Source organism: Sphingomonas sp. BK580 (assembly GCF_014194975.1).
GTDB lineage: Bacteria > Pseudomonadota > Alphaproteobacteria > Sphingomonadales > Sphingomonadaceae > Sphingomonas.
The window spans coordinates 263088-279204 of the sequence record NZ_JACIAY010000006.1 but is presented as its reverse complement, the minus strand read 5'-3'; the positions used below and the strand labels follow the sequence as shown (position 1 = coordinate 279204).

General features: G+C 70.8%; 17 protein-coding genes. 6 read left to right on the top strand and 11 right to left on the bottom strand.

What is annotated here, in order from left to right; translation table 11 throughout:
- Window positions 1-377: 377 nt before the first annotated feature.
- The 5 genes from FHY05_RS13195 to hisS form a co-directional block, all read right to left on the bottom strand.
- Window positions 378-806: a CBS domain-containing protein gene (locus tag FHY05_RS13195; RefSeq protein WP_183944914.1), complete on the bottom strand. Its 429-nt coding sequence runs from the start codon at window positions 804-806 to the stop codon at window positions 378-380.
- A gap of 218 nt (window positions 807-1024) precedes the next feature.
- Window positions 1025-1846: a DUF4167 domain-containing protein gene (locus FHY05_RS13190; RefSeq protein WP_183944913.1), complete on the bottom strand. Its 822-nt coding sequence runs from the start codon at window positions 1844-1846 to the stop codon at window positions 1025-1027.
- Between the two features lie 249 nt (window positions 1847-2095).
- Complete coding sequence (gene prmC, locus FHY05_RS13185) at window positions 2096-2914, bottom strand: peptide chain release factor N(5)-glutamine methyltransferase (RefSeq protein WP_183944912.1); 819 nt, start codon at window positions 2912-2914, stop codon at window positions 2096-2098.
- A 39-nt stretch (window positions 2915-2953) separates the two neighbouring features.
- Window positions 2954-4033: a peptide chain release factor 1 gene (gene prfA, locus FHY05_RS13180; protein WP_183944911.1), complete on the bottom strand. Its 1080-nt coding sequence runs from the start codon at window positions 4031-4033 to the stop codon at window positions 2954-2956.
- A complete protein-coding gene (hisS, locus tag FHY05_RS13175; RefSeq protein ID WP_183944910.1) occupies window positions 4030-5280 on the bottom strand; it encodes a histidine--tRNA ligase in 1251 nt (416 codons plus the stop codon). Before hisS ends, prfA begins: the two co-directional genes overlap by 4 nt.
- Before the next feature lie 53 nt (window positions 5281-5333).
- Here hisS and FHY05_RS13170 point away from each other — a divergent pair, with 53 nt between their 5' ends.
- The 5 genes from FHY05_RS13170 (at window position 5334) to ppa (ending at window position 11131) form a co-directional block, all read left to right on the top strand.
- Window positions 5334-6017, top strand: a complete 684-nt coding sequence (locus FHY05_RS13170; RefSeq protein WP_183944909.1) for a DUF1345 domain-containing protein — start codon at window positions 5334-5336, stop codon at window positions 6015-6017.
- A gap of 141 nt (window positions 6018-6158) precedes the next feature.
- Entirely contained in the window at window positions 6159-6716 is a 558-nt protein-coding gene (locus FHY05_RS13165) for a gluconate 2-dehydrogenase subunit 3 family protein (RefSeq protein WP_183944908.1), read from the top strand.
- A gap of 62 nt (window positions 6717-6778) precedes the next feature.
- Window positions 6779-8455, top strand: coding sequence for a GMC oxidoreductase (locus tag FHY05_RS13160; protein WP_183944907.1), 1677 nt, complete (start codon window positions 6779-6781; stop codon window positions 8453-8455).
- 134 nt (window positions 8456-8589) lie between these two features.
- Window positions 8590-10518 (top strand): M61 family metallopeptidase, encoded by a 1929-nt coding sequence (locus FHY05_RS13155; protein ID WP_183944906.1) that lies wholly within the window; start codon window positions 8590-8592, stop codon window positions 10516-10518.
- A gap of 34 nt (window positions 10519-10552) precedes the next feature.
- The gene (gene ppa, locus FHY05_RS13150) at window positions 10553-11131 is read left to right on the top strand and encodes an inorganic diphosphatase (RefSeq protein WP_183944905.1); all 579 of its coding nucleotides are present in this window, start codon (window positions 10553-10555) and stop codon (window positions 11129-11131) included.
- A 288-nt stretch (window positions 11132-11419) separates the two neighbouring features.
- Here ppa and FHY05_RS13145 read toward each other — a convergent pair whose 3' ends face one another.
- Genes FHY05_RS13145 through ispG form a run of 6 tightly spaced genes read right to left on the bottom strand, consistent with a single transcriptional unit; the run spans window position 11420 to window position 14801 of the window.
- Window positions 11420-11755, bottom strand: a complete 336-nt coding sequence (locus FHY05_RS13145; RefSeq protein ID WP_183944904.1) for a TfoX/Sxy family protein — start codon at window positions 11753-11755, stop codon at window positions 11420-11422.
- Entirely contained in the window at window positions 11752-12075 is a 324-nt protein-coding gene (locus FHY05_RS13140; protein WP_183944903.1) for a multidrug efflux SMR transporter, read from the bottom strand. Before FHY05_RS13140 ends, FHY05_RS13145 begins: the two co-directional genes overlap by 4 nt.
- 1 nt (window position 12076) lies before the next feature.
- Complete coding sequence (locus FHY05_RS13135; RefSeq protein WP_183944902.1) at window positions 12077-12559, bottom strand: GNAT family N-acetyltransferase; 483 nt, start codon at window positions 12557-12559, stop codon at window positions 12077-12079.
- Window positions 12556-13458 carry a DMT family transporter gene (locus tag FHY05_RS13130; protein WP_183944901.1) on the bottom strand — a complete coding sequence of 301 codons (903 nt, stop codon included), beginning with the start codon at window positions 13456-13458 and terminating at the stop codon, window positions 12556-12558. The genes FHY05_RS13135 and FHY05_RS13130 overlap by 4 nt, the downstream gene beginning before the upstream one ends.
- Window positions 13455-13640, bottom strand: coding sequence for a hypothetical protein (locus FHY05_RS13125; RefSeq protein ID WP_183944900.1), 186 nt, complete (start codon window positions 13638-13640; stop codon window positions 13455-13457). Before FHY05_RS13125 ends, FHY05_RS13130 begins: the two co-directional genes overlap by 4 nt.
- 36 nt (window positions 13641-13676) lie before the next feature.
- Window positions 13677-14801 (bottom strand): flavodoxin-dependent (E)-4-hydroxy-3-methylbut-2-enyl-diphosphate synthase, encoded by a 1125-nt coding sequence (ispG, locus tag FHY05_RS13120; protein ID WP_183944899.1) that lies wholly within the window; start codon window positions 14799-14801, stop codon window positions 13677-13679.
- A 148-nt stretch (window positions 14802-14949) separates the two neighbouring features.
- Here ispG and FHY05_RS13115 point away from each other — a divergent pair, with 148 nt between their 5' ends.
- Window positions 14950-16116: an acyltransferase gene (locus tag FHY05_RS13115; protein ID WP_183944898.1), complete on the top strand. Its 1167-nt coding sequence runs from the start codon at window positions 14950-14952 to the stop codon at window positions 16114-16116.
- Window position 16117 lies beyond the last annotated feature (1 nt).

The following is a 16117-nucleotide window of genomic DNA, read 5'->3' as shown; positions in this document are numbered from 1 at the left end:
AGTCTCTAACGACGCCCACGCACCTTGCATGCGCAGACCCCGCAGACCACCGTCCACATGTCCCTTCATCTAAACCTACAATGTCAAAGAACCGCCGACGAAGAAACCGGACATCCAACCCTCCCCCACCCTTCGATCGGGGAGAACGATGTCCATCCTATCTGGCGACCGGCCCAGAAGCACCGCCTCAGCAGCGCCCCCCGTCCGGTGAAGCGGCATATATGGAGGGCGTTCCCACCGGTCAAACACTTTTTGCAATTTTATGTCGGGGGCCCGCGGAAATGGCGGAAAACCGCGGCGCTCACGCCAGACACCGAGCGGATGCCGCGGCGAATCACCGGTCACGACGCGGCGACTGGGCGCCACCGCCACCCGGGTCACGCCTGCTGGATATAGTCGCGCATCGCGGCTGCTTCCGCCTCGATCCGTTCGATGCGATATTTGACGAGATCGCCGATGGAGACGATCCCGCGCACCTCCCCCGCCTCGACGACGGGCAGGTGTCGGATGCGCCGCTGCGTCATGAGCGACAAGGCGGCGAGCACCGGGTCCGCCGGCGCCGCGGTCACCGCTGGCGCGGTCATCACCTCGCCGACGCGCGCCTGCAGCACGCCGCTGTCGCCACCCGCGAGCAGCCGCACCACGTCGCGCTCGGAGAACATGCCGCGCACCGCCCCGCCGGCGACCACCGGCAGCGCGCCGATACGGTGCTCGGCGAGGAGCGCGATCGCGCCTGCGACTGTCGTCTCCGGCCCGACCGCGACGAGCGCGGCGCCTTTCTCGCGCAGGATGGCTGCGATGGTCATGACCCTCTCCTCCGTCGGGCGGCCCCGACGCGGGTGACCGCTCCTCGGCGCATCATCCTCTCTTCCGTAGGCAATGCAAGCGGTTGGGTCAGGCGACGCGGTCGGGGTCGGGCGAAGAGCGCGACGACGATATCGCGTTCGCGGCCACCCACAAACGACGAGGGGCCGGCGTCCGCCCGGACGCCGGCCCCACCACGGCTCTTCATGTCACGCGGCGCTCACTCGGCAGGGGACGCCTCCGCCGCGGCACGGACGCGGCGACGGCGCGGCTTGACGACGGGCTCGCCACCTTCGGCCGTCTCGGCTGCGACCGGCTCGGCTGGGGTACCGAGCGCCGGCGGCAGCCGGTCGAGGCCGAGCTCCAGCGTGCGTTCGTCCGCAGCACCGTTCACAGCGGCGGCGTCGACCGCCACCTCCTCCCGCGGCTTACGGCCGCGGCGACGGCGGGGCGCGCCCTCATCACTCTCGCTCACCGCGGGATCGTTCGCTGGCGTCGCGGTGTCCCGCGGCGAGCCGTCGGCGATCTCATCGGCCTCGCGCTGCGGGCGGCGCTCGTCGCGTCGGCCCTCGCGGCGCGGCTCGCCCTGGTCGCGCGCCTCGCGGCGCCCCTCGTCACGGCGCCCCTCGTCACGGCGGTTGCCGTCGCGCTCGCGGCGGGGCTCGCTCTCGCTGACGCGCTGCTGCTCGTCGGCGCGGATCGGCTCGCCCTCGTCACCGAAATCGTCGCCGTCGTCGAAGCTGTCGAAATCGTCGCGCTGGCGCCGCTGGTACGGCTGGTCGTCGGAGCGGCCGCGCTGGTCGGCGAGCACCCGGAAATAATGGTCCGCGAACTGGAGGTAGTATTCAGTGTTGACGCGGTCGCCCGCCATCTGCGCGTCGCGCGCCATGTTGCGGTACTTCTCGAGCAGCTGGGCCGCGTTGCCGCGCGCGCGGCTGTCGATCCGGTTACCGCTGTCACGCTGCCCCTGGCCGCCGCCACCCTGACGCTGCTGGCCACCACCACGGCCGCGACGGCGACCGTTCTGACGGTTGTTGATCAAATCACTGTCCTCGTCCTGGAACCAAAACCGGCACTTGCTCCCGATACACGGGTTGCAGTCGTTCCCCGGCGCCGCGCGTGCCGGGCACCGCAGGCCTGCCATGCCGCCGGACTGCAGCGGCTGATGACGAAGGGAGGGCCGTGCGCCCATCCAACACAACAAATGTCGTTGAGTTCGCGTGCCCCGACGCAGTCTGTAACGGCTCAGGATGCGTTCTCAAAGCGAAATGTGGGGGCGCCACGCCCCGAATCAAGCCGTCACGACGAGGCAGCGGTCACGCCCGGCGAGGTCGTGCCGCAGCGCGACGCTCAGCCCCGCGGCGCGAAACAGCGCGGCGGCGCGCTCACCCTGTTCGGCGCCGATCTCGACGCAGCCGACGCCGCCGGGCGCGAGCAGCCCCGGCAGCTGCGGCGCGATCACGCGATAGTCGTCGAGCCCGTCGTCGCCCGCGAAGAGCGCGCCCGCCGGCTCATAGTCGCGCACCTCGTCGGGGAGATCCGCGCCGGTAGCGACATAGGGCGGATTGGCGAGCACGAGGTCGAAGCGCTCGGCGGTCCCGGCCGCCCAGTCGCCGCGCCGGAACGCGACGCGGTCCGCGAACCCGAGCGCGGCCGCGTTGGCGCGCGCCTGCTCGAGCGCGGCATCGGAGCGGTCGACGCCGAGCCCGCTCGCGCCCGGCCACTCGGCCAGCGCGGCGAGCAGCAGCGTGCCGGGGCCGGTGCCGAGGTCGAGCACGCGGGCCGGGGGCCGATCCGCGAAGTGTGCCAGCGCGGCCTCGAGCAGCGTCTCGCTGTCCGGGCGCGGGATCAGCGCGCCCGGGCCGACCGCCAGCTCGATCGTCCAGAAGGCGCGCGTGCCGGTGATGTAGGCGACCGGCTCGTGCCGCGCGCGGCGCTCGACCAGCGCGGCGAAGCCCGGCGGGGCGGTCCAGTCGTCGAGCGTGAGCAGCAGCCGCTCGCGCGTGATCCCGAGCGCGTGCGCGAGCAGCAGTTCCGCGTCGAGCCGGGCCGTGTCCGAGAAGGCGAAGCGGGCGGCGGCGTCGCGGAGCGCCTGACGCGCGGCGGTCATCCGCCGCGCCGTGGCGTCGCCCCGCCGCGCCCCCGCCTGCTACGCGGCATCGAGGGTCGCCAGCCGCTCGGCCTCGTCCTCCGCCACCAGCGCACCGATCAGCTCGTCCATGTCGCCCTGCAGGATCTCGGGCAGGCGGTGGAGCGTCAGGTTGATGCGGTGGTCGGTCACGCGCCCCTGCGGGAAATTGTAGGTCCGGATCCGCTCGGAGCGATCGCCCGAACCGACCATCGCCTTGCGCGTGCCCGAGCGCTCGCTCGCCAGCCGCTCGCGCTCCGCCTCGTACAGCCGGGTGCGCAGCACCTTGAGCGCCTTCGCCTTGTTCTTGTGCTGCGACTTCTCGTCCTGCTGGATCACCACCAGCCCGGTCGGCAAGTGAGTGATCCGCACCGCGCTGTCGGTGGTGTTGACCGACTGGCCGCCCGGGCCCGACGAGCGATAGACGTCGATGCGCAGGTCCTTGGCCTCGTCGATCTGGACGTCGACCTCCTCCGCCTCGGGCAGCACCGCCACGGTGGCCGCCGAGGTGTGGATCCGCCCTCCGCTCTCGGTGACCGGCACGCGCTGGACGCGGTGCACCCCGCTCTCGAACTTGAGCCGCGCGAACACGCCCGCGCCGGTCACGCTGGCGACCACCTCCTTGTAGCCGCCCGCGTCGCTGTCCGAGGCGGAGATCAGCTCGACGCGCCAGCCCTGCCGCTCGGCGTAGCGCTGGTACATGCGGAACAGGTCGCCCGCGAACAGCGCCGCCTCGTCGCCCCCGGTCCCGGCGCGCACCTCGAGCATCGCCGAGCGCTGGTCGGCGGCGTCGCGCGGCAGCAGCGCCAGCGCGAGCCGGCGGTCGGCGTCCGCCAGCGCGGCGCGATTCTCTCGCAACTCCTCCTCCGCCATCGCGCGGAGCTCGGCGTCGGCGTCCTCGGTCATGTAGGACAGGCTCTCGGCCTCCTGCCGCAGGCGGCGCACTTCACCGGCGGCGAGCGCGACCGGTTCGAGCTCGGCATATTCCTTCGAGACCTGGACGAAGCGGTCGCCGTCCAGCGCGCCGCTCGCCATCATCGCGGCGAGCTCGTCGCGCCGCGCCTCGATCTGCCGGATGCGGTCGAGCGAGATCGCGGTCATGCAGGGTCTATGGCGGCGTTCAACACCGCCGCCACCGCGGCCATCTCGTCGTGTTCAGCACCGGAACCGCGCTGCTGGAAGCCCAGGGTATCGCCGCTCCGCTTCAGCGTGACGACCTGGCGGGGGGCCATCTTCACGGCGCGATCGAACCGTTTCTTCAAGCTTCCGGTCACCACCGCCTCCGCACGGATGCCGGATTTGCGGAGCGCCGCCGTCGCGCTCGACGCGAGCGGCTCCAGCCCGGCCTCCTCCGCGACCACGACGACGGCCAACGGTTCTGCCGCGGGTTCGTCCAGCAGCATCGCCAGCCGCTCCACCCCCGCGGCCCAGCCCACGCCCGCGGTCGCCGGACCGCCGAGGCTCTCCACCAGCCCGTCGTAGCGCCCGCCCGCGAGCACCGTGCCCTGCGCGCCGAGCCGGTCGGTGACGAACTCGAACGCGGTGTGGCGATAATAATCGAGGCCGCGCACCAGCCGCGCGTCGCGCTCCCACCTCACCCCGGCGGCGTCGAGCCCCGCTGTCACCGCGTCGAAAAAGGCGCGCGCCCCCGCCGTGAGATAGGCGTCGATGTCCGGCGCGCTGTCAGCGATCGGGCGGTCGCGCGGGTCCTTCGAGTCGAGGATGCGTAGCGGGTTCTTCTCCAGCCGGGTCAGGCTGTCCTCGCTCAGCTCGCCGCGGTGCGCCGTGAAATGCGCCACCAGCGCGGCGCGCCACGCCTCGCGCGTCTCGGCGTCGCCGAGCGTGTTGAGCTTGAGCGTCACCCCCTCGGCGATGCCGAGCTCGTGGAGCAGCTGGTCCGCCAGCGTCAGCAGCTCGACGTCGGCGGCGGGCTCGGGCGCGCCGAGGAGCTCGGCGTCGATCTGGTGGAACTGGCGGTAGCGCCCCTTCTGCGGCCGCTCGTAGCGGAACACCGCGCCCGAGGTGACCAGCTTGAGCGGTGCATATTGCTGCCAGCCGTTGCTGATATAGGCGCGCGCGATCCCGGCGGTGAACTCGGGGCGCAGCGTCAGCATGTCGCCGCCCTTGTCGGGGAAGGAATACATCTCCTTCGACACCACGTCGGTGGTCTCGCCGATCGAGCGCGCGAACACCTGCGTGTCCTCGAACACGGGCACCTCGACTCGCTCGAAGCAGTAGAGGCGGCGGACGCGGTCGAAGGCGTCGAGCACGCGCGCGAAGCGGCGCTGCTCGCCGCGGAAGATGTCCTGGGTGCCGCGGACACGGGCGGGTGGCTGGATACGGCTCATGATGGGTCGGCGTATCTAGGCGAGCGGTCGCGCGAGCGCTAGCCAATCGTCGCATGAGCACCGACCCGTCGCGCGACTCCGCCGCCCACCCGCTCCCGCCGCGCTGGTGGGGGATCGGCCGCAAGCTGGCGCCGCCGCGCTTCGTGCTGTTCGTGCTGGTGTTCGCGGGCGCGCTCGCCGCGGCGATCCCGCACCTGGGCAAGGGCCGCGGGGTGATGGCGGCGTTCGACATTGCCGCCTTCACCTTCCTGGTCTCGCTGGTGCCGCTGTTCCGCCACGACACCCCCGCGCAGATGCGCCGCGCCTCGCGCGCCAACGACGCCAACCGCGCGCTGCTGCTCGCGGTGACCGGCGCGGTGACGCTGGCGATCCTCGTCGCGGTCGAGTCCGAGCTGAGGGGCAACGAGAGCGGCGCGGGCAAGCTGCTGGTGATCGGCACGCTCGTGCTCGCGTGGCTGTTCTCGAACATGGTCTACGCGCTGCACTATGCGCACCTGTTCTACATGCCGGCGAAGGCCGGCGGCGACTCGAAGGGGATCGACTTCCCCGGGACGAGCGCGCCCGATTACTGGGACTTTCTCTACTTCAGCTACACGCTGGGGATGACCTTCCAGACCTCGGACGTGACGGTCGCCTCGGCCAAGGTTCGCCGCGTGGTGCTGGGGCAGTGCCTCGCCGGCTTCGTCTTCAACCTCGGGGTGATCGCCTTCAGCATCAACGTCCTGGGCTCGAGCTGAGTCACCCAACGCTTTGTGGTACCGCTACCGTTAGCGCATTGACGCCGCCGCCCTGACGTGGAAACATCCGCCTCAACAACCTGATGGGGTGGGAGAGGATATGCGCGTCACTCACGGACGCCGCGCGCGCGGAGCGCACGCATGATCGATCGTCGCCAGGCACTCGCCGGCGTGGTCGCGGTCTTCGGCGCGAACCTGTTCGTCCCGCTCGCCCGCGCCGCCGCCTACCAGCCCAACCCGGTGATCAACACCGGCCCGCCCGCGCCGGTCTTCACCGCCGCGCAGCGCGCCACCGTCGCGGCGCTCAGCGAGCGCGTGCTGCCCACCACCGACACGCCGGGCGCGATCGCCGCGGGCGTGCCGGAGTATATCGAGCATATGATGGGCGACTGGGCGGTCGACGACGACCGCGCCACGATCCTCGGCGGTCTCGCCGCGATCGACGCGCGCAGCATGGCCGACTACAAGGTGCCCGCCGCCAAGGCGACCGCGGCGCAGCAGGACGCTCTGCTGACGCTGGCGATGAACGACCAGCTGACCGGCGGGCTGCCCTTCTTCACCGCGTTCCGCCAGCTCGTGATCTCGGGCTATTACACCTCCGAGGTCGGGATCACGCAGGAGCGGCACTATCTGCCGGTCCCCGGCGACTATGACGGCGCGTACCCGTACGCCAAGGTCAAGCGCATCTTCTCGTCCTGAGCCGCGCGGCGGCCAGCGCCGCCCCGGCCTACCCGACCCTCGATACCGCGGACTTGAACATCATGGCAGCAACTGATCGCTTCGACGCCATCGTCATCGGCTCCGGCGTGAGCGGCGGCTGGGCCGCCAAGGAGCTCACCGAGAAGGGACTGCGCGTCCTGATGGTCGATCGCGGCCGCATGGTCGAGCATGGCGAGGATTACCCCTTCGACGGCAAGCCCGCCTATGAGGTGCCGGCGCGCGACAAGATGCCCGCGGCACTCGCCAAGCGCGACTATTTCGCGCTCAACGGCTGGGTCTCGCCCGCTACCCAGCCCTTCTTCATCAACGATCGCCTGAACCCCTACGACTATGACGCGCCCAACAAGTTCAACTGGGTGCGCCCGTCGGTGGTGGGTGGCAAGTCGCTGACCTGGGGGCGGTGGAGCTTCCGCTGGAGCGACGCCGACTTCACCGCCAACAAGCGCGAGGGCGTCGGCACCGACTGGCCGATCCGCTACGACGACGTCGCGCCGTGGTACGAATATGTCGAGAAGTATATCGGCGTGTCGGGCGGCAAGGAGAATCTGCCCTATCTCCCCGACAGCGAGTTCATGCCGCCCTTCCCGATGAACGTCGCGGAAGTGTGGCTCAAGGAGCGGCTCGAGCGCGAGTTCCCCGGCCGCAAGCTGATCAACGCCCGGCTCAGCAACATCACCCAGGACAAGCCCGAGCAGAACCGCTCGCGCTGTCAGAAGCGCGCGCAGTGCAGCCACGGCTGCAGCTTCGGCGCCTATTTCTCGACCCAGGCGGTGACGCTGCCCGCGGCGCGCGCGACCGGGCGGCTGACGCTGCGCTCGGACACCTGGGCGACCAACCTCGAATATGACCCGCAACGCAAGCGCGTGACGGGGGTGCGGCTGGTCGACGCGAACACCGGACGCGCCGAGGTGGTCAACGCGCGAATGGTTTTCCTCTGCGCCTCGGCGATGAGCTCGATGCACGTGCTGCTCAACTCGCGTCCCGCGGACAGCGAGCGCAGCTGGTTCCACTCCAACGGCGCGCTCGGCAGCGGCGTGATGGACCATATCTTCCGGGTCGGCGTCTCGGGCGAGATCCCGGGCATGACCGACCTGATCGAGTACGGCCGTCGCCCCGGCGGCGTCTATGTCCCGCGCTTCCGCAACCTGGTCGCCGAGGAGCTGCCGTTCAAGCGCGGCTACGGCTATCAGGGCCAGGCGTTCCGCCAGGCCGCCGCGCCCGAGGGCTTCGGCGCTGGGATGAAGCACGGCATGCGCGAGTACGGCCCGTGGCGCTTCTCGATGGGCGCGTTCGGCGAGTGCCTGCCGTACGACGACAATCGCGTGATGCTCAACTTCAGCAAGACCGACCGCTTCGGCACCCCGCTGCTGCGCTTCGACGTGACGTTCCGCGACAATGAGATCAAGATGATGGACGACGCGCTCGAGCAGGGCCAGCTGATGCTGCGCAAGGCCGGGCTGACCAACGTCACCGGCGGGCGCGGCAAGCACGTCCCCGGCGAGGCGATCCACGAGATGGGCGGCGCGCGCATGGGGCGCGATCCCGGCACGTCCGTGCTCAACGGCTTCAACCAGGCGCATGACGCGCCCAACCTGTTCGTCACCGACGGCGCGCAGATGGCGTCGGTGTCGTGCGTCAACCCGTCGCTGACCTTCATGGCGATGACCGCGCGCGCCGCCGACCACGCGGTCAAGCAGATGAAGGCCGGGATGATCTGATCGGCGGGGCGGCCGCGCGCCGCTCCGACGCCCCGAACCGTCACCCTCGCTGACCTTTTTTCCGCTCCGGGGCTGGACGACCGCCGCGCGCGCTGGCTACGCCCGATGTGACAACAGCACATCGGGACGCCGCCATGATCCGTCGCTTCGCCGCAGCCGCGCTGCTGGCCTCCACCGTCCTCGCCCCGCTCGGCGCCTTCGCGCAGGTGCCCGCGGGCAACAGCGCGCCGCAGCCGGTGCCGTTCGAGGACACGATCCCCGCACCGCGCGACACGCCCTACCCCGGCACGATCCGCCTCGCCGTCGACGCCACCGATACCACCCGTGGCATCCTCAGCGTCACCGAGTCGATCCCGGTGGCGCAGCCGGGCCACCTCGTCCTGCTCTTCCCCAAGTGGCTGCCCGGCGCGCACAGCCCGCGCGGCGAGATCGAGAAGCTCGCCGGCCTGATCGTCACCGCGGGCGGCAAGCGGATCGAGTGGACGCGCGATCCGGTCGACGTCTTCGCCTTCCACCTCGACGTCCCCGCGGGCGCGCGCAGCGTCGAGGCCAAGTTCCAGTTCATCTCCGCCACCGCCGCCAATCAGGGCCGCATCGCGGTGACGCCGACGATGATCTCGCTCCAGCCCAATTCGGTGAGCCTCTATCCCGCCGGCTGGTTCACGCGACAGATCCCGATCCAGATGACCGTCAAATACCCGGACGGCTGGACCGCCGCGGGGGCGCTCAAGGCCAAGGTGACCGGCTCGACCTATGCCTATGAGACGACCAACTACGAGGTGCTGGTCGACAGCCCGATCCTCGCCGGGCGCTACGGCAGGACCTGGCCGCTCAGCCCGCGCGTCAACCTGAACGTCTTCGCCGACGATCCCGCCGAGCTCGCCGCCACGCCCGAGCAGATCGCGGGGCACCAGCGGCTCGTCGACCAGGCGGTGAAGACCTTCGGCGCGCAGCATTACGACCATTACGAGTTCCTGCTCTCGATCACCGACCAGCTCGGCGGCATCGGGCTGGAGCACCATCGCTCGAGCGAGAACGGGGTGACGCCGGGCTATTTCACCAAGTGGGACGAGGGCCCCGGCCGCCGCAACCTGCTGCCGCACGAGTTCACCCACAGCTGGGACGGCAAGTTCCGCCGCGGCGCGGACCTGTGGACCCCCGACTTCCGCACCCCGATGCGCGACTCGCTGCTGTGGGTGTACGAGGGTCAGACGCAATTCTGGGGTTATGTCCTCCAGGCGCGCTCGGGGCTGGTGAGCAAGCAGGACACGCTCGACCAGTACGCCGCGATCATGGCGCTCTACGACAGCCAGCCGGCGCGGCAGTGGCGCGACCTGCTCGACACCACCAACGATCCGATCATCTCGTCGCGCCGGCCAAAGGGCTGGACCAGCTGGCAGCGCAGCGAGGACTATTACAACGAGGGGCTGCTCGTCTGGATGGACGTCGACTCGCTGCTGCGCGAGAAGTCGGGCGGCGCCAAGTCGATCGACGACTTCGCGCGCGCTTTCTTCGGCGTGCGCGACGGCGACTGGGGCGAGTTGACCTACACGTTCGACGACGTCGCCAAGACGCTCAACGGCCTCGTGCCGTGGGACTGGGCGGGCTATCTCCAGCGCCGCCTCACCGAGCACGCCAAGGGCGCGCCGATCGAGGGATTCGCGCGCAACGGCTATCAACTGACCTATAGCGAGACACCGACGCCCTCGTTCAAGGCCGCCGAGGCGAGCGCGCACAGCACCAACCTCACCTACTCGGGCGGGCTGGCGCTCGACGCCGCGGGCAATCTCACCGGCATCACCTGGGGCAGCGCCGCCTTCGACGCGGGGCTCACCGTGGGCGATCAGGTCGTGGCGGTGAACGGCGACGCTTACTCGGCCGACAGGCTCAAGGCCGCGATCACCGCCGCCAAGACCAGCAAGGCGCCGGTCCAGCTGATGGTTAAGGCCTCGGACAGATTCCGCAGTGCAGCGCTCGACTATCACGGCGGGCTGCGCTACCCGCGGTTGCAGAAGATCGGCACCGGTGACGGTGGCCTCGATCGTCTCCTGACGCCCCGCTGACCCGCGGGGCGTTGCCGCAAGTAAGGGGAAGCGCATGCGTATCGATCTCATTCCCGTCGGCAAGGATCCGCCCGACGATCTCAACGTCGTGATCGAGGTGCCCACCGGCGGCGAGCCGGTGAAGTACGAGTTCGATAAGGCGTCGGGCGCGCTGTTCGTCGACCGCATCCTGCACACGCCGATGCGCTACCCCGCCAATTACGGCTTCGTGCCGCACACGCTCTCGCCCGACGGCGACCCGCTCGACGCGCTGGTCGTGGCGCGCTCGCCGTTCATCCCGGGCTGCGTCGTGCGCGCCCGCCCGATCGCGGTGCTCAACCTCGAGGACGAGGCCGGCGGCGACGAGAAACTGGTCTGCGTGCCGGTCGACTCGACCTTCCCTTATTACGCCAACGTCGGCGAGAAGGACGATCTGCCCGAGATCGTCTTCCAGCAGATCGAGCACTTCTTCACCCACTACAAGGACCTGGAGAAGAAGAAGTGGGTGCGCATCGGCACCTGGGGCGGCCGCGAGGAAGCGCGTCGCATCACGCTCGAGGCGATCGCGCGCTACGACGAGGCGAAGGCCGAGGGCGAGGAGCCGCACGACCACGACGTGCCCGGGCGCGACTGAGCGGACGCGAGGCCTGGATGGGGGCGGCGGCTGAACGGCCGCTCGGTGCCGCGCCGCTCTCGTCGGTTCTCTTCTCTCCACTCGCTCCTCCTTCCGTCACCCCCGCGCAGTCGGGGGAGCCACGGACGCGGACGCCGCGGCTCCATCGAGGACTCGCGCGTCTGGCCCCCCGCCTCCGCGGGGATGACGGCGAGGGCGCCGGGAGACCGGCAGGAAGCCGTTGAGAGTATGCCAGTATAACGACCGCCTCAGGCGAGCGACCAGGTCGCTGGGCCGCGTCTTACCGGGCTACCCCGCGGCGCGCCGCCCCGCCGCTACCCCCAGCACGGCCCACCGCCGCATCGCGTCCGCGTCGTCATGGACGTCCTCGGGCGCGCGACGATAGTTGATCGACGCGCTCTTCCCGGCGCGCGCGTAGCGGAAGCGCTCGCATCCGGCCGCGTCCCACGCGGCGTCGCTGCCGGCATCCGCCTTGAACCACAGCGCGCCCTCGCCCGTGACCAGCGCGAAGATCACGCCGTCGAGGTAGAGCGCCGCCCCACCCATCATCCGCCGGTGCGTCACGGCGCCGAGCGGCGCCAGCGCCTCCGCGACCCAGTCGACCAGGCCGCGATCGAGCGTCACGCCCCCGAACCCAGCAGCTTGAGCCCGGCGATGCACGACACCGCGCCGAGGATCAGCAGCAGCCGCAGCGGGGTCGCGGGCTCGCCGTACCAGAGAATGCCGATCAGCACGGTGCCGAGCGCGCCGATCCCGGTCCACACCGCATAAGCCGTTCCCATCGGGATCGTCCGCACCGCCCACTCGAGCAGCAGCATCGACAGCGACACCGACACCAGGAAGCCGACGGTCCAGCCGGGATGGCGGAAGCCGTCGGCCTCGCGCAGGCAAGTGGTGAAGGCCACCTCGAAGAGCCCACCACCGATCAACCACACCCACGCCATCTCAGCCGCGCCCCGCGAGCCTCACCAGCGCCTCGCCCTCGACGCGCTGGGTCGTCCACTGGTCGAGCGGGACCGCACCCTTGGCGCGGTAGAAGTCGATCGCGGGCGTGTTCCAGTCGAGCACGGTCCACTCGAACCGCGCGCAGCCGCGGTCGAGCGCCACGCCCGCGAGCGCGCGCAGCAACGCCGCGCCCGCCCCGCTGCCGCGCGCCTCAGGCGTGACGTAGAGATCCTCGAGCCACAGCCCGCGCCGCCCGGTCCAGGTCGAGTAGGTGAAGAAGTACAGAGCGAAGCCGACGGCCTCGCCGTCCCGCTCGGCGATCAGCGCCGCGGCCGCCGGATCGCTGCCGAACAGCGCCTCCGCCATCATCGGCTCGGTCGCCGCGACGGCGTCGGGCTCGCGCTCATAGGCGGCGAGCTCGCGTACGAAGCGCAGCATGGTCGGCACGTCGGCGGCGGCGGCAGGGCGGATCGAGAGCGTCATGCCGCCCCCTCTAGCGCGCCGCGCGGCACGGCGCGACGCCTCGCGGCGTAGAGACACGCCGAGACGATGACGGCCGCGCCCGCCAGCGTGGTGGTGGCGACGCGCTCGCCGAACACCGCCCAGCCGAGCAGCGCGGCATAGACGAAGGACGTATACTCGGTCGTCGCGAGGAAGCCCGTCTCGCCGTGCGCATAGGCCCAGCCGAGCAGGAAGAGCGAGCCCGTCGCCAGCGCCGCCGCGATCGCGATCTGCCACCAATGCGCCACCGGCGGCAGCGTCGCCAGCCAGGGCGCGGCGAGCCCGAGCAGCGCCGCGAGCACCGCGGACTGGACGAAGGCGATCTCGCGCGCGTCCGCGACCTGGCTCTGCAGCCGCGCCACGACGAGGTTGCAGGCGTAGAGGACGGCCGACGCCAGGATCGCGCCCGCGCCATGCAGCCCGCCGGGTCCGAGCGCCTGCCGCGCGTGCCCCGCGAGGATCACGCCCACGCCGACGAGCGCGACCAGCGAGGCCACGACCACGCGCGTGCCGACGCGCTCGTGCAGGAACAGTGCACCGAGCAGCAGTGCGAGCAAGGGGGCAACGTAGGTGAGCGCGATCGCCTGCGCCATCGGCACCCGCGCCAGTCCCCAGAAGAACAGCAGCGCCATCGCGGTGGTGATCGCGCCGCGCAGGACGTGCAGCCGCAGCGCGCGCGCGGACGGGCGCGGTCCGCCGCCGAGCCGCCACACCGCTCCGCCGATCAGCGCGGCGAGCAGCGCGCGCCACAGCAGCGCGTTGTAGACACCGAGCGCGAGCGTCAGCGCCTTCATGAAGGCGTCCATGATCGAGAACAGCCCGATGCCCGCCGCCGCCACCGCGAAGGCCAGCGCGGGCGAGAGCGCGCGCGCGGCGGTCAACGGCTCAGGCGCTCGTCGGTGCCGAGCGCGGGATCGATCGCGGCCAGGTGCCGACCGCCGGTGAGCACGGGAGGATGGTGACGCTGCCCGAGCGCGAGGCCGCCCCTGATGTCGAAGTCTCGACCCAGATCCGCCGGGATGACGATCTTGCCTTCCGCGATCACCTTGGCGTGGTAGGTCATGTCAGGCCCTCCAGGACCTGACCCATAGCACCGGCCCTATTCCGCCGCGAGCGCCGCCGCCGCGTCGCGCGCCTCGATCTCGGCCGCCTTGGCCTCGACCAGCCGGACGATATGCTCGACCATGTCGTCGTCCTGGACGTGATGATCGGTCACGCCGGAGAGATACACCATGTGGCGCCCGTTGCCGCCGCCGGTGATACCGATATCGGTCTCGCGTGCCTCGCCCGGGCCGTTGACGACGCAGCCCAGCACGCTGAGCGACATCGGCGTGCGGATATGCTGGAGCCGCTCCTCCAGCGTCTGCACCGTGCGGATCACGTCGAAGCCCTGGCGCGCGCAGCTCGGGCAGCTGACCACGCGCACGCCGCGGTTGCGGATGCCGAGCGCCTTGAGGATCTCGAAGCCGACGCGCACCTCCTCCTCGGGCTCGGCCGAGAGCGAGACGCGGATCGTGTCGCCGATGCCGAACCACAGCAGCGAGCCCATGCCGATCGACGACTTCACCGTGCCGCCGATCAGCCCGCCCGCCTCGGTGATGCCGAGATGGAGCGGGCAGTCGACCGCGTCCGCCAGCTGCTGATAGGCCGCCACCGCGAGGAACACGTCGGACGCCTTCACCGCCACCTTATACTCGTGGAAGTCATGGTCCTGGAGCAGCTTGATATGGTCGAGCGCGCTCTCGACCAGCGCCTCCGGGCAGGGCTCGCCGTATTTCTCGAGCAGGTCCTTCTCGAGGCTGCCCGCGTTGACGCCGATGCGGATCGCGCAGCCGTTGGCCTTGGCGGCGCGCACCACCTCGGCGACGCGCTCGGACGAGCCGATATTGCCCGGGTTGATCCGTAAGCAGGCCGCGCCCGCGTCGGCCGCCTCGAGCGCGCGCTTGTAGTGGAAGTGGATGTCCGCGACGATCGGCACCTTGGCGGCGCGCACGATCTGGCGCAGCGCATTGGTCGAGGCGACGTCGGGGCAGCTGACGCGGACGATGTCGGCGCCGGCGTCCTCGCAGCGGCGGATCTGGTCGACCGTGGCGCGCACGTCCTCGGTCGGCGTGTTGGTCATCGTCTGCACGGTGACGGGCGCGCCGCCGCCGACGGGAACGTTGCCGACCATGATCTGGCGGCTCTCTCGGCGCGTGATGTCGCGCCACGGACGAATGGACATGGCGCACCATATACATGCGCGACGTGACGGTTGGAAGGCGGGGGCGCTCAGGCGCGGTGTTCGCGGACCGGCCGCTCGCGCGGCGCCGCGACCCGGCTCAACCAGCGCCGCCTCGCGTAACTGCCACGTTGATGCTAGGCGCGCCGCGATGCAGCGGCATTACGGCCTCGACTGGCTCCGCATCGGGGCGTTCGCGATCCTCATCCTCTACCATGTCGGGATGGTGTTCGTGCCGTGGGACTTCCACGCCAAGCTGCCGGGCGCCTGGTGGGTGGCGGTGCCGATGATGGCGTCCAACCCCTGGCGGCTCGCGCTGCTGTTCCTCGTCTCCGGCTATGCCAGCCGCGCACTGATGATCCGCAACAGGAAACCGTGGCGGTTCGCGCGGCAGCGCTCGCTGCGGCTGCTGGTGCCGCTCGCCTTCGGCGTGGCCGTGATCGTGCCGGTACAGCCCTGGGTCGAGCTCGGCGAGAAGTTCGGCTACCCGCACGGCTTCCTGTACTTTTACTGGCACGACTACTGGCGCTTCGCGACGCTCGGGCCGATCGCGCTGCCGACGTGGAACCACCTGTGGTTCATCGGCTACCTCTGGGTCTACACGCTCGTGCTGGCACTCGCCGCCGGGCTGTTGCCCGCCGCCGTCACCGATGCAACGCAGCGCGGCTTCGCCTGGGTGATGCGCGGGCCGGCGCTGCTGGTGTTGCCGATCACTTACATGGTGCTGGTCAACTTCGTCCTCTTTCCCGGCGCGCGTGAGACTCACGCGCTGGTCGACGACTGGGTCGCGCACGCCAGCTACTTCCCGCCCTTCCTGTTCGGCTACGCGCTCGCCTGTGCGCCGGCCACGCTCGCCGCCTTCGTACGCCAGTGGAAGCCGGCGGCCGCGCTCGCGGTGGGCGCCTACGCGCTCGTCGCTGGGATCGAGATACGTTGGCCGGGCAACACCATGCCCGCGCCCTGGGGCACGATCTTCTCGATCGCGCGCGCGGTCGAGGGGTGGAGCGCGGTGACGGCGCTGATCGGCTATGCCGACTCGCACTGGAACCGCGACCAGCGCTGGCGCCCGATGCTGACCGAGGCGGTCTTCCCCTTCTACATCGTTCACCAGTCGATCATCGTGCTCGCCGCCGACTCCTTGCGCGCGCTGGCGCTGCCGGGCTGGGCCGCCTTCGCGGTGCTGGTGGCGGCCACTGTGGCGGGATGCTGGGCCTTCTACCTGATCGGTCGCGCGATCGGGCCGCTGCGCCCGCTGATCGGGCTGCGCCGCCATGCCTCGCGCCGCACCCATGTCGACCCGCGCCCCGCGCTGGTGTGAA